This window comes from Hydrogenophaga sp. L99 (genome assembly GCF_058731905.1).
Map to the genome: position 1 here is coordinate 2,939,716 of NZ_CM178972.1, position 13,674 is coordinate 2,953,389.

Annotated in this window: 11 protein-coding genes and 1 pseudogene; 2 read left to right on the plus strand and 10 right to left on the minus strand. The window is 63.7% G+C overall.

Going from position 1 to position 13,674, the window contains the following annotated elements; translation table 11 throughout:
- Positions 1–69 precede the first annotated feature (69 nt).
- Together AC4QBL_RS13995 and AC4QBL_RS14000 are read left to right on the plus strand one after the other, a co-directional pair.
- A complete protein-coding gene (locus AC4QBL_RS13995; RefSeq protein WP_472900371.1) occupies positions 70–603 on the plus strand; it encodes a transposase in 534 nt (177 codons plus the stop codon).
- Positions 600–1,676, plus strand: coding sequence for an IS3 family transposase (locus AC4QBL_RS14000; protein ID WP_472900372.1), 1,077 nt, complete (start codon positions 600–602; stop codon positions 1,674–1,676). The genes AC4QBL_RS13995 and AC4QBL_RS14000 overlap by 4 nt, the downstream gene beginning before the upstream one ends.
- Before the next feature lie 121 nt (positions 1,677–1,797).
- On the opposite strand, the pseudogene istB reads toward AC4QBL_RS14000, so the two are convergent.
- From istB to AC4QBL_RS14050, 10 genes and pseudogenes are all read right to left on the minus strand, one after another.
- Positions 1,798–2,460: pseudogene (istB, locus tag AC4QBL_RS14005) on the minus strand (IS21-like element helper ATPase IstB); the annotation flags it as partial.
- The gene (gene istA / locus AC4QBL_RS14010) at positions 2,453–3,979 is read right to left on the minus strand and encodes an IS21 family transposase (RefSeq protein ID WP_492131598.1); all 1,527 of its coding nucleotides are present in this window, start codon (positions 3,977–3,979) and stop codon (positions 2,453–2,455) included. The gene istA and the pseudogene istB, both read right to left, overlap by 8 nt.
- A gap of 375 nt (positions 3,980–4,354) precedes the next feature.
- On the minus strand, positions 4,355–5,074 hold the full coding sequence (locus AC4QBL_RS14015; protein WP_472908047.1) for a hypothetical protein: 720 nt from the start codon (positions 5,072–5,074) through the stop codon (positions 4,355–4,357).
- A 113-nt stretch (positions 5,075–5,187) separates the two neighbouring features.
- Positions 5,188–5,727 carry a VOC family protein gene (locus AC4QBL_RS14020; RefSeq protein ID WP_472908048.1) on the minus strand — a complete coding sequence of 180 codons (540 nt, stop codon included), beginning with the start codon at positions 5,725–5,727 and terminating at the stop codon, positions 5,188–5,190.
- Positions 5,728–5,780: 53 nt separating this feature from the next.
- On the minus strand, positions 5,781–6,005 hold the full coding sequence (locus AC4QBL_RS14025; RefSeq protein ID WP_472908049.1) for a DUF2783 domain-containing protein: 225 nt from the start codon (positions 6,003–6,005) through the stop codon (positions 5,781–5,783).
- A gap of 16 nt (positions 6,006–6,021) precedes the next feature.
- A complete protein-coding gene (locus tag AC4QBL_RS14030) occupies positions 6,022–7,716 on the minus strand; it encodes an FAD-dependent oxidoreductase (RefSeq protein WP_472908050.1) in 1,695 nt (564 codons plus the stop codon).
- A gap of 247 nt (positions 7,717–7,963) precedes the next feature.
- Positions 7,964–8,446 (minus strand): universal stress protein, encoded by a 483-nt coding sequence (locus AC4QBL_RS14035; RefSeq protein ID WP_472902108.1) that lies wholly within the window; start codon positions 8,444–8,446, stop codon positions 7,964–7,966.
- Between the two features lie 21 nt (positions 8,447–8,467).
- A complete protein-coding gene (locus AC4QBL_RS14040; protein ID WP_472902109.1) occupies positions 8,468–8,899 on the minus strand; it encodes a response regulator in 432 nt (143 codons plus the stop codon).
- Entirely contained in the window at positions 8,896–12,681 is a 3,786-nt protein-coding gene (locus tag AC4QBL_RS14045; protein WP_472908051.1) for a PAS domain-containing protein, read from the minus strand. The genes AC4QBL_RS14040 and AC4QBL_RS14045 overlap by 4 nt, the downstream gene beginning before the upstream one ends.
- A complete protein-coding gene (locus AC4QBL_RS14050) occupies positions 12,678–13,562 on the minus strand; it encodes an ABC transporter substrate-binding protein (RefSeq protein WP_492131599.1) in 885 nt (294 codons plus the stop codon). The genes AC4QBL_RS14045 and AC4QBL_RS14050 overlap by 4 nt, the downstream gene beginning before the upstream one ends.
- Positions 13,563–13,674 lie beyond the last annotated feature (112 nt).

Sequence of the window (13,674 nt, forward strand, 5' to 3'; positions counted from 1 at the left end):
AGGCCCCCTGCGTCAGACTAGTTGTCGCCTCCCTTTTCACGCGGATGATCCGCGCCAAAGCGACACAACATGCAAAAGAATCAACATTCGCCAGAGTTCATAGAGCAGGCATTGAGCAAGGTCCGCACGCGCGGCTCGCGCACCTTGGAATCGGTGGCCACTGAGCTGAACATGCCACTGGGAACGCTCAAGGGCTGGCTCAAGAGATCGCGCCCTGTGGGGGCAGCGTTGGCGCATGCGCCAACGCTGCCCAGCGATACGCCCGCAGCCCAGTGGAGCCCTGTTCAGCGGCTGTTGGCCTTGAACGAAAGCCACACCCTGGTGGGGCCGGCGCTGCACGCCTGGTGCCGCGAGAAGGGCTTATTCGAGCACCAGCTGATCCAGTGGCGCGAAGCCTTTTGCGCATCGACGCAACCCGCTGCTGCCAGCGCCGCTGAGCAACGCCTGGCCAACACTGCGCTGCGCGAGTTGCAAGGCCGGCACGACCAGCTGGAGCGCGAGGTGCGCCGCAAGGACCGCGCGCTGGCCGAGGCCGCCGCTTTGCTGATCCTTCAAAAAAAGTTCCAGGCCTTGGTTCTGAAATCGCAGGGCGAGGACACATGAGCACCCTCGCACAACGCGCCACCGTGCTGGAGCTGATCGCCGAAGCTTGCATCGCTGGCGCCCGCTTGCACAGGGCCTGCGAGATCATCGGGCTGGCCGCACGCACTGTGCAGCGCTGGGTGGATGCTGGAAAAAATGCGCTGTATGTGGGCGACAGGCGCACCCCTGATCAACGCAGTCATAACTGCCCGCCCAACAAACTGAGCGACGCTGAACGCCTGGCGGCTCTGGCTGTGCTCAACAGTGAGGAGTTCAAGGACCTGCCACCCAGCCAGATCGTGCCCCGTCTGGCTGACAAGGGCATGTACGTGGCGAGCGAGTCAACCCTGTACAGGCTGCTGCGTCAGGCTGGGCAACTGGCTCACCGCCGCCTTGAACGCGTGCCGCAAAAGCGCAGCAAACCCCGCGCCTTGGTGGCGAGAAGGCCCGACCAGATCTACTGTTGGGACATCACCTACTTGCCCACCCAGGTGCGCGGCCTGTTCTTCTACCTGTACCTGTTCGTGGACATCTTCAGCCGCAAGGTGGTGGGCTGGCAGGTCTTCGATTGCGAGAGCGCCGAGCGGGCTGCAGCGCTGCTGGAGGACATCTGTCGGCGCCAGGGCGTTGGTGCGGATCAGGTCACAGTGCATTCGGACAACGGCAGTCCGATGAAGGGCGAAACGATGCTGGCCACCATGCAGCGCTTGGGCGTGGCACACAGCCGCAGCCGCCCCGCGGTGAGCAACGACAACCCATACGCCGAATCGCTGTTCAAGACCTTGAAGTACCGCCCGCAGCTGCCGCTCAAGCCGTTTGCCGATCTGATGCAGGCCAGGCGCTGGGTGACCGAGCTGGTGCACTGGTACAACGAGCAGCACAGGCACAGTGCAATCAGCTTCGTGACCCCCGCGCAGCGCCATGCACAGACCGATGAAGCTTTGCTGCACGCACGTGCTGCGGTCTATGAAAAAGCCAGGCAACAACATCCAGCGCGTTGGTCAGGAAACACCCGCAACTGGACCTTCATCGACGAGGTTCACCTAAACCCAGACAGCCCACAAACCAAGGAGTCCGATCAGAAGGCAGCTTGATTTGACAACCTCAGGCGACAACTAGCTTGACAACTTCCGTAGGTGTCCACCTTGTTGTACGTGGACACGTAGCATCTCCGATCAGCCTTGCCTTTAAAAGACGGGGTTCATAGAGCGCTTACAGTCGGTCGAGCAAGGCGGTGGTCATCTTGGCGTCGCCAAAGACGCTGCTCCACTCCGAGAAGGTGAGGTTGGTGGTGATCACCACGCTCGTTCGCTCATAGAGTTTGGAGAGCAGGTGGAACAGCATCGCGCCGCCCGACTGCGTGAACGGCAAGTAGCCCAGTTCATCCAGGATCACCAGATCGACATACATCAGGCGATGTGCCAACTGCCCAGACTTGTTCTGCGCCTTCTCCAGCTCCAGGGCGTTGACCAACTCCACCGTGGAGAAGAAACGCACCCGCTTGCCGTGCATGCGGATCGCCTCGATCCCCAGGCTCGTAGCCAGGTGGGTCTTGCCCGTGCCGGGGCCACCGACCAGCACCACGTTGTGCGCCGACTCCAGGAATCGAAGGGTGTGCAGCTGGCGCACCAGCGCTTCATCGAGTTGCGCATGGACGAAGTCAAAGCCAGCGAGATCGCGGTGCGATGGGAACCGCGCCACGCGCATCTGGTAGGCCATGGAGCGCACTTCGCGCTGCGCCGTCTCAGCCTTGATGAGATGGTGCAACACGGCCTCATGATCGAGCGACTTCATGCGGGCGGTGCCCAGCACCTCCGGCCAGGCACTGGCCATGCCGTGCAGGCCCAGCCCTTTGAAAGCATCAATGATGTCATGCATGGTCGGACTCCGGTGACGCCTCATGAGGCTGGGGGTTGCGCAGTGCGTCATAGCGCTGCAGGTTGGCCAGTGGCGGCGTGTTGAGCGTGAGCATCGTGGCCACTGGCGGCTCGGGCGCACGCTCCTCCTGCAAGCGAGAGAGCACGTTGAGCACGTGCTCGGCACTCACCCGCCCGGACTGCAGCGCCAGCTCCACCGCCACCTGCACGGCCTCCAGCCCATGCAGGCTCACCCCCATGAGCACCTGCGCCATCACCCTGTCGCCCCCGCTGTGGCGCAGCAACTGGCGCTGCAGTTCCTGCAGGGGTTCGGGCATGGTCTTGAAGGGCGCACCATTGCGTAGCGCACCGGGCTTTCGCTCGACCAGCGCGATGTAATGCATCCAGTCGTAGATCGTCTGATTCCGCTCGAAGCTGCGCTCCAGGCGCACCTGCCGCCCATCGGGTCCGACCACCAGCAGGCCATCCGCGTAGGCCCGCAGACTGACCACCGCGTGGATCCATTCACACGGCACGCTGTAGCGGTTGCGCTGGAAGTGGATCAGCGAAGTCGCAGAGACCCGCACCGGCTGCTCCACATAGCCGTCAAACGCACGGGGGTTGGGCATGAGGCGAACACGTTCGTCCTGCCAGACATCAGCCACCGTGAGGTGCACCCACTCAGGGTGACTCATCTCGGCCCAGGCCTTCACGCAGGCCTGCTGCAACCAGTCGTTGAGCTCGCCAAGCGTCCCCCAGCGCCGCTCACTGGCTTCCCTCCAGATGTCCTTGCGCCGATCCTGAACGTTCTTCTCGACGACTCCCTTCTCCCAGCCGGCGGCCCGGTTGCAGAACTCCGGCTCGAACAGGTAGTGCCCGGTCATCACCTCGAAACGTGCATTGACGCTGCGCTGCTTGCCCCGGCCGACCTTGTCTACCGCAGTCTTCATGTTGTCGTAGATGCCCCGCCGGGGCACGCCACCGAAGAGGGCAAACGCCCGTGCGTGCGCGTCGAACAGCATCTCGTGCGCCTGGCTGTAGTACGCCACCAGGCAGAAGGCGCGACTGGCCGCCAGCTTGGTGTGCGCCACCTCCAGACGGCGGCGCAGTCCCCCTATGAAGAGGTACTCGCAGCTCCAGTCGAACTGGAACGCCTCGCCCAGCTCGAAGCTCAGCGGCACAAACCCGGCGCCGCGCGCAGCGTTGCCTTGCTCTTGCTGCCAGCGCTGGGCAAAGGCGTAGACCGGCCCTCGGCTGCCGCTGTAGCCCTGCGCCCGCAGTGCTTCAAACATCGCCTTGACCCCACGCCGATCGCGCTTGCTGCGATGGCTATCGGCCTTGAGCCACTGGCTCAACTGCTCTTTGTACGGATCGAGGATGCTGGGCCCCGAGTCCCGCTGTGGGTATTGGGGCTCGGCCATCTGGCCGTCCTTGAGCCACTTGGTGGCTGTGTTGCGCGAGATACCGAGGCGCCTGCTGGCCTCGCGCACCGACACGTCCTGCCTCAGCACGAGGCGGCGTAACTTGCTCAATGTGCTCACGTTGATCACTCCTGCTCCTCCGTGCTGAAAAATTCAGCAGGATAGAGCGGCAACGTGGCTCAGATTTCAACGTGAACGCGTCCCGAAATGGCCCAGTTTTGGAAATGAATCAACAATCTGGGCCCCCAGCTCATGCGCGACCTGGAGCTGACCCAAAAGGCCTTGCGCCAATACGACATGCAACACGCGGTCTGAGAGCGGGCGGGCATCCACCTTCGGCCAGACCCTTCACTTTCAGCTTGCCCAGACAAAAGGCGCCCGCAGGCGCCTTTTGTTTTTTTGTTGGATGCTGTTGGTGGTTGGGCCGGGCTGAACAAGGCCTACGGGCTTGGCGGTCAGCGCGTGCAAGCCACCTTGTCCGGCGCGGTCATGGCATCAAACCCGCTCGCTCACCAGGCTGCCCGCTTCCAGTGGCGCCAGGCTGCTGTTGCCGTTTTCGTCGTAGGCAACCACCTCTTGCACCGGGCGGGGATCCACATCTGCTGCCAGTGCCTCGGCTTGGGCGCTGCCCTCGGGTATCACGGGCCAGGGCAAGGGCTCCACGGGAGGCCGGGCGGCTTGCTCTGGCACAGCCACCTTGCGCGGCGTCTGCATGGCCGACACCACACCGATGCTGGGTGAGGTGTCGCTCTGGTTGCCGGGCGCGTCGGCGTCAGCACCGATCGTGCGACCCAGCACCCGGTCCACCACCGCTGCGCTGGCTTGCCACACATTGGTCAACACTTCTTGCAGCTGCAGCTTCTTGGACTGCTCTTCGGCTTTCTGGGCCTGGTCCGCTTGTTCGGCTTGCTTGGCCGCAGCCTGCTCTTTTTTCATGGCGGCATCGCTGGGCGCAGTGGCCGCGGCCTGCGCCGCCTCACGGGGCAACAGGGGTGCCGCCTCGGGGCTGACGCTGACCTCCACACCCGCATTGCGCCCGCCTTCACGGCGTTGCGCCTGGCCCGGAGCGCCCTCGCGGCCGCCACCCAGGCTGGCCTGGCCGTCGCCGCGGCTTTCTTGCACGGGTTTCACGGCCGTCACAGCCGACACTGGCGCCACCGCGGCCGACACCGGCTGAGGCCAGGACACCGCGTGGTTGGTTGAAATGTTGATCATGGGGTAGCCCTTTCAGCACACACGGGGGGAGACAATCCCGGTGTTCTCCCCAGCTGTTTCGGCGCCTGGCACCAAAACTTGAGGCTGGAGCGCGCTGTCCAGCCTACCGTCTGTCAGCTGGCGGCGAACTCGCGCTCGTGCATCCAGGCGGCGTGTTTGGGCGCGCGCTTGGTTTGGCTCCACTCTTCCAACATGTCCCACTTCACATCGTCGAGCTTTTTCATCATCTCGGGTGTGGCGGTGTTGGCGGCCAGTTCCAGGCGGTGGCCGTTGGGATCGAAGAAGTAAATGGACTTGAAGATGGTGTGGTCGGTGATACCGATCACGGGCACACCGGCCGCTTCCAGGCGTTCCTTGGCGGCTTCGAGCTCGGCCACGGTGCCCACTTCAAGCGCAATGTGTTGCACCCACTCGGGCGTGTTGGGGTCGCGGCCCATTTCGGGTGCGTTGGGCAATTCAAAAAACGCCAGGATGTTGCCGCCGCCCGCGTCCATGAACAGGTGCATGTAAGGGTCGGGCGCGTGGGTGGACGGCACCTGGTCTTCGGCGATGGCGAGCACGAAATTCATGCCCAGGTGCTTCTGGTACCACAGCACGGTTTCTTTGGCGTCTTTGCAGCGGTAGGCCACGTGGTGGATCTTGCGGATGTTCATGGGAGTCTCCTTCGGGCGAATGGGTTTTGGAACCGGACTGGCTCTCTGGCTTTTCAGGTCCCTGTGCGGGCGATCGCCAGGGTCTGTTTCAACACCGCGATGTCGCCCACCTGGTTGGCCAGCAACAAGATGAGCTTGGCGTTGAGCAGTTGGCTCTGTTCGTCGCTCAGGTCGCGGTGGGCTTCGATCAGGGCTTCATAAAAATCGTCACCGGGTGTGAAGTCGCGAAAGTAGCGCTGGCCGGGTTCGCTCAGGTTGGGTTGCAACTGCAGGGGCATGGTGTGTTCCTCGGGTTCAGGCGGTGGCGGTTTCGACGACAGGCTGGGCCGTGGCGCGGTGCAGGGCGGCTTGCAGGGCGGCCGCATCAAAGGTGCGCCAGCGGGCGACCACATGCTGGTCGGGGCGCACCAAGTAGCAGGTGCCAGGGCGGGCGTCCAGGCGCTGGGCCAACAAGCCGTCGCGGTCGTGCAGGGTGGGCAGCCCAGCCAGGGCGCTACCGGCGTGTGCCGTCACCAGCAGGGTGTGCACCGGTATAGCGGCTGACGCCAGCGCAGCAGCCTGCGCCCGCAAACCGGGCAAGCTGGTGTCCACGGCATCGGCCGTATCGGCAAAGGCCAACAACGCAAAGCGGTTGCCCAGCTGGTCAAGCAACCAGCCATCGGTGCCAGCGACGCGCACCGGCGCGTCGTCCAGCGGCGCACCCGGCACCATGTCACCGGCGAAGCTGTCCACATCGGGCGTGTTCAAGGCCGAATGCACCAGGAAAGCCGGCACGCTCAGGCGGCCCGAATTCACCAGCTTGCGGGCAAAAGGCTGGCTACGGGCCAGCTCCAACGCGGCATTGCGAAACAACTTGCTCACCGCGCTCTTGGGCGTGATGAAGTCGGTGGAGCGGGTCGAGTTGCGGATGTTTTCGTCGGCCGCGTACACGCGGTCGTCGTTGTAGGTGTCCAGCAAAGCTTCGGGCGCCTGGCCTTTGATCACCAGCGCCAGTTTCCAGAGCAGGTCGTCCGTGTCTTGCAGGCCCGAGTTGGCGCCGCGTGCGCCAAACGGCGACACCTGGTGCGCCGCGTCACCCGCAAACAGCAAATGCCCGTGGCGAAAGTTCGTCATGCGGCGGCACTGGAAGGTGTAGATGCTGGCCCATTCCAGCGTGCACTCGCGGTCATCGCCCAGCATGGCTTTCACGCGCGGCATGATGTTTTCGGGCTTCTTTTCCTCTTCCGGGTCGGCGTCCCAGCCGAGCTGGAAGTCGATGCGCCACACGTTGTCGCTCTGCTTGTGCAACAGCACGCTCTGGTTGGGGTGAAACGGCGGATCAAACCAGAACCAGCGCTCAGCCGGAAAGTCCGCCTTCATCACCACATCGGCGATCAGAAAGCGGTCTTTGAACACATGGCCTTCAATGTCCAGCCCCAGCTGGCGGCGCACATTGGAGCGCGCACCGTCGGCCACGATCAGCCAGTCGGCCTCGATGTCGAAATGCCCGTCCGGCGTCTCAACGCTGACGCGGGCGCCATCGGCCAAGGGCTCCACACCCACCACCTTGTATTTCCAGCGCAGGTCGGCACCCAGCTCGGTGGCGCGTTTCACCAGCGCTTCTTCCAGGTGGTATTGCTGCAGGTTGATCATGCCGGGGCGCTTGTGGCCCGCATCGGGCACCAGGTTGAAGCGGTACACCTCTTCTTCGCGCAAAAAGGTGCGGCCCACGCTCCAGCTCACACCCTTGTCCACCACCCCATCGCCCACACCCAGGCGGTCCAGAATCTCCAGCGTGCGCTTGGCGTAACACACCGCCCGCGAGCCAAAAGACACGCTGTCGTCTTCGTCAAACAGCAACACGTCCAGCCCCTGCAAGCGGGCGTCAATGGCCGCCGCCAGACCCACCGGGCCGGCGCCAATGATCACCAGCGGTTTGCGCTGCGGCGCGCCTTGCATCAGGTCGTGCGGCGCCTGGTAGGGGAAAGTGGGGTAGGTGTAGGTGGCCATGCCTGCGGTGCTCCTGTGGGTGTCGCCCGCCGATGAACATCCCTCGGCGGTGCTGGGTTTGAACTATAGCCAATAATTCACTATTGGTAAATACGTTTCTCTAAACGTAATATTCATCAAAGGTTTGAACACCAAAAAACCACCGATGGCGCCGCAGAGCCTGTGAACCGCTACCTCGCCAAACAACAAAGCCCACGGGCCGTGGCCGGTGGGCTTGGAGTGGGCCAGCGCAACGCGCGGGCGGGTCTCAGTTGCCTTCTTCGCCCTCTTCGCTTTCTTCGTCGGCCTCTTCGACGGCTTCCGGCGCTTTCACCACCGTCACCGGCACGGGTGAGCTCTCCAGCAGCTCATGGGACACCGAGCCCATAACCGAAGCGCGCAAACTGCCCATCCCGCGCGCGCTCAAGATGATGGCATCGCAGCCATGGCGCTCGGCCATGTCCACCAGCATCTGCGCGGCATCGCCCGTGGCCACTTCCTGTTCGACCGCCTGGCCTGCGGCTTCCAGCAGCGCCACGGCCGGCGCCATGAGGTCGTGCCCGGCACCCTCGTTCACAGCTTGCAACACACTGGGGTCGTGCGCCACCACCATTTCATACAGCGTGGCGGTGTCTTGCACATTGGCCACCACAAAGCAGGCCTTGAGACCGTTGTTCACCAGGGCCAGCGCGTGGTCCACAGCCAGCAGGGCCTGCTCGGAACCATCGGTAGGAATCAGAATTTTCAGCATGGTTGTTCCTTGTTGGGGTCGTCAAAAGGGGCGCTCGTTGAAGACGCACCAATACAGCTCAATGTGCTCCGCAACTTCAATGAATTTGGTGAAGCTCACCGGTTTTTCAATATAGGAGTTCACACCCAGGTCGTAGGCGGTTTTCAGGTCGCGGTCTTCGCGCGACGACGTGAGCACCACCACCGGTATGCGGCGAAAAATCGGGTGCTCTTTCAGCTGTTTGAGCACCTCCAGCCCATTGACCTTGGGCATGTTGATGTCCAGCAAGATCACGGCCGGCAAGGGTTCACCGGCCTCCCAACGCGGGAAGAAAGCCAGCGCCTCTTCACCGTCGCGGGCGATCTCGATCTTGTTGGAAAACCGTTTCTTGTTGAACGCACGCAGCGTCAGGTCAAGGTCCATCGGGTTGTCTTCAACCAGCAAAATGGGCGGCGTGGAAACAGACGTCGTCATTCAGGAAACTCCAGGTAAAAAGTAGCACCCACGCCCAGCGTACTCTCGGCCCAGACGCGTCCGCCCATGCGTTGAACCGCCTTGGCCACCAGCGCCAGACCCACGCCTGTGCCGGGATAGTCTTCGGCCCGGTGCAAGCGCTGAAAAATACCGAACATGCGGTCGTGGTACTGCATGTCAAAGCCCACGCCGTTGTCACGCACCCAAAGGATACGCCGACCAGCATCGGTACGAGCCCCGATTTCGATGGCAGAGGGATGGCTTTCCCGGCTGAACTTCAGTGCATTGCCAACCAGGTTGCGCAGCACCACCGACATACCTTCGCGGTCGAGCGACAGCGTCATGGCCTCCAAGGCCAGCTGCACCTGCGCCCCCTGCTTTTGAATGTCGGCGTGGTAGCCATCCAAAATCTTCTCGACCAGGGGCTGCAAGGCGACCGGCTCAACCGCCATGTCACGGCGCTCCATGCGCGAATATTCCAGCAGATCGTTGATCAATTCGCCCATCTGGCGCACACCTTGCCGAATGCGCTGCACGAACTCGCGCCCGTCATCGTCCAGCCGGCTGCTGTATTCCTCCACCAGCAACTGGCTGTAACCATCAATGCCACGCAAGGGCGCTTTGAGGTCGTGCGACACGGTGTACGAAAACGCCTCCAGCTCCCGGTTGGCCACGCTCAGTTGCGCGGTGCGCTCGGCCACACGCTGTTCCAGCTGCAGGTTGATCTGGCGCAATTTTTCTTCGGCCTTCACGGCATCGGTGATGTCTTGCAGGGTGCCGACATAACGCGGCTTGAGGCCCACCGCAGCACGGTCTAACCTGCTGAAGACGCGGCGAAGCCAGCGCACCGGCCCCCGGTCAGGATGGGTTCGGAAACGCACCTCAGGCACCTCACTGCCAGCCACCAGCAGCCCGATGGATTCGCGCAACATCCCCACGTCGTCCGGGTGAACGCATGCACAGTATTCGTCGATGCTGGGCGGCTGAGGCGCCCAAGGCAACCCGATGGTCGCAAAGGCCTGGCGCGACCAGGTCAACACCCCGGTGGCACTGTCGTAGGAGAAGCTGCCCATGCGCGCCACGGCCTCGCCCTGCTCCAGCATGTCTTTGGCTTCACGCAAGGCCTGGCCGGCCAGCACACGGTCGGTGATGTCCATGGTGGTGCCGTAGAGCCGCACCACGCAGCCCTCGGCGTCCTTTTCCACACTCGCCCGCTCTTCAACATGGCGAACACCCTGGGGGGTGATGATGCGGTGCTCGATCTTGGTCACACCCTCAACGTGGTGCTCCGCCACACGCTCCACATGCGCCCGCACGCGCGCCAGGTCGTCCGGGTGCACCACCGACAGGTAAGCCTCCACACTGGGCGTGACCCGCTGCGGGTCCAGCCCCAGCTCCGCGTAGTGGTGTGCCGACCAGCTCACCTCGCCGCTGGGTATCTGGATGCTCCAGCTGCCGATACGCGCGACCGCCTGGGCCTCAGCCAGCCGGGAGCGTTCCAGCCCCAGCGCAGCCTCGGCCGCCTTGCGCTCAGAAATGTCGCGCAGGATGGTCCACAGATAGTCAATTTGGCCCAGCGAATCGTGGTGCGCCATGATCAGCTGCGACATCGGAACCTCGGTGCCCTGGTGGCTGAGGATCGCGGTCTCGCCCAGCCAACGCCCCTCGGCAATCGCGGTCGGGATACCTTCCTCCAGCACCCGCTTCGCGGCCCAGTCCGGATGTACGTTGGGAATCACGCCGTCCAGCGGCTGGTCAAGGGGCAAGCCCAGCATCTGGTAACCGGCCCGGTTGAAATAAAACACCCGCCCCTGCGGGTCGGCCATGCTCACGATGTCAGAGGTCGCCTCCATGACGGTGGCCAGCCGGTCACGCGCCACCTGCGCCTCGATCAAATCCGTCTCGTCCATCACCATACCCACGGTGCGCACGGGGCGATCGGCCTGCCACTCGGTCTCGCCGCGCACGCGCAGGTGCTTGATGCGCCCGCCCGGCAAAGCCAGGCGGCAGGTGGTGGCGTACACGGTTCGCTCATCGATCGAGCGCTGGTAGGTCGCCCGCACACGCGCCTGGTCTTCCGGGTGAACCAGGTTCAGGAAAGCGTCAAACGAAGGCTGGAACTGGGCCGGATCCGCCTCATGAATGCGGTACACCTCGTCCGACCAGTTGACGTGTCCGGTCTCAAGGTTCAGGTCCCAGCTGCCCATGCGGCCAATGCGCTGCGCTTCCCGCAACTGCATTTCCTGGGTGCGCAGCGCGGCCTCGGTCTGTTTGCGCTCGGTCACATCCTGGATGGTGGCAAACAGCTGTTTGACGCTGCCACCGGCGTCACGCACGCAGCGCACATCGATCTCGGCGTGAACGATACCGCCGTCCTTGCGCAAAAAACGCTTGGCCATCCGGTAGCCGTTGCGCTGGCCGGCCAGCAACTCGTCGAACAGTTCGACGTTGCGCTCCAGATCACCAGGCGGCGTCATCTCGGCCCAGCTCATGCGCAGCAGCGCGTCGCGTGAATAGCCCAATATGTCGCAAAGCCGGTCGTTCACCTGCAGCCAGCGCTTGTCGTCCGGCGACGAAATGGCCATGCCCAGAAACGGCAGCTCGTAAAACATGCGCAGCAGCTCCGCCTGCTCGCGCTGGGCCAGCTCGGCCTCTTTCCTCGCCGTGGTGTCCAGCAAAATGCCGCTGATGGACACCACCTCACCGCCGTCCCCGCGCGTGAGCGAGGTGCGGTCGTCCACCCAGACCCAGCGCCCATCGGCACACCGAATGCGGTATTCCTGGCGGTATTCGTCGGGGCCATGGGCCAGGTATTGGGTCACTTCATCGGTGATGCGCACCACATCGTCGGGGTGAATCAGGTCGGCAAAATGAAGCTGCCCGCTGAGCAGCTCGGCGGGCGCATAACCCCATTGTTCAACCGACTCGCTCACAAAATTGACTGGCCAGCCTGGCACGTTGCGCCACTCAATCACCACCAAAGGCGATCGGTTGATGATGGCGGTCATGCGGCGGATACGCTCCTGACCGGTTTGCAGCTGGTCAGCCATGCGGTCAGCCGCCTCGCCGATGAGTGCCAGCTCGTCTCCACCCCTCAGGCCGGTGCGCGCCGCAAAGTTGCCCGCACCCATCTCGGACAAGGATCGCGCCAGACGCTGCGCGCGGCGGAACCACAACAGATGCAGCAACGCAGCCAGCAAGCCTGCAGCCGCCAGCATCAGCGCACCTTCAGTGGCCACCTCGGCCTGCACGCTGGCGCGGCGCTGCGCCAGCGGGTAAGACAAGTCCACCACAACCAGCAGGCGCCGATTCATTTGCACCGGCACCAACGCCGTCAACAGCGGCAGCCCCTCGGCACGTTGCACCACCATCGCGGGCAACATGCGCTGTGGGCTCAGTGCCTGCAACACCGCGGGAGGATCTTCGGTTCGCGCCAATGCGGCTGCCAGCGGCTGCCCGATATCCAGCCGCGACAACGCTGCCTCTACCCGGCCGTCGGCGCCAACCAAGTAGGCACGGGTGAGCCCCTGGTGCAACGCCAGCCCGCCCACCAGCCGGCGCACCAGCGGCATGTTGCCCAAGCCGGTCTGCACATCCAGCCGGGTCTGCTCCACGCTCAGTCGCTCCAGCAAGCGCCGCTGCTCCTGCGAACCAACCTCCTGGTCCAGCGCCTGCATTTGGTGGTTGTAGCGCAGAGCCAAGGCCAGCAAGGCAAAAACCAGCAAAAACAAGGGCACGAGCCAGCGACCCGGCAGGCGCAGCGGCGAGCGCACCCCGCTCACGAAGGGCTCCTCAGCGATTGCAGGCGCAGCGCAGGCTCGGGCGAAACCAAGCGATCCCAGTCGGGTACTCTCTTGAGCAGCCCCATCGTCTGCAAGGTGGTGACAAGCGGTTGCGCGTTGCGTCCCAGGGGCGGGGGCGCACCCGTGAGTTGCTCCAGCGACTGCGCTGGTGCATAAAAACTCAGCCTCTTGAGCGTGCTCTGATACGCCTCAGGCGAGAGGTCTGTGCCGAGCGCCAGCAGCCGGGCAGCCCCGTCAGTGTCGTCCAGCAAGGCCTGCAGCCCATCTTGCCAAGCGGCCAGCAAAGCGACCACCTGATCCTGCCGGGTGTTCAGCAGATCCGCCCGGACCACCAGCACATCCACAATGTCACCCGGCATCTGTCGGCTGTCAAAAATTTCCTTGAATCCCGCGGCGCGCAAGGCGCCGGCCAGTGGTTCGTAAGAAACGGCAGCGCTCACCCGCTGTGCCCTCAGTGCCGGCAGGTGCTGGGTGGCGTCCATATTGAGCACCTTCACGTCGGTCTGCTCCAGTGCGGCTGCTTGCAACAGACGCTGCAGCATCAGCGCGCCCACGGTGGTTTGTTCGACCGCGATAGCCGCGCCTCGCAGATCGCTCAGCCGCTCAATGCTGGGGTCAACCAGCACCACGTCGGCACCGTTGGAGGCATCCAGCACGGCCACCACACGCACATCAATGCCTTCGTCGGCCAGCCGCAGGGTTTCGTCCAGGGTCAGCGCCGCCGCGTCCAGCAGTCCATTGCGGAAATGCCGCAAGGTTTCAGAGCTTGAAGACAGCTCGATCACCTTGACCTGACCCGGATCCAGCAGCTTTTTGTCGCGTGCGAGCACCAGCGGGTCGTATCCCACCCAGGTATTCAAGCCCACGCTCAACGGAGGCAGGGGGGGTTGGCCACATCCCACGAGCAGCGCGAGCCACGGGGCCACAAACAGCCAGATCCACAACCTTCGACCCGCTTGGCGCGCGCAGCTC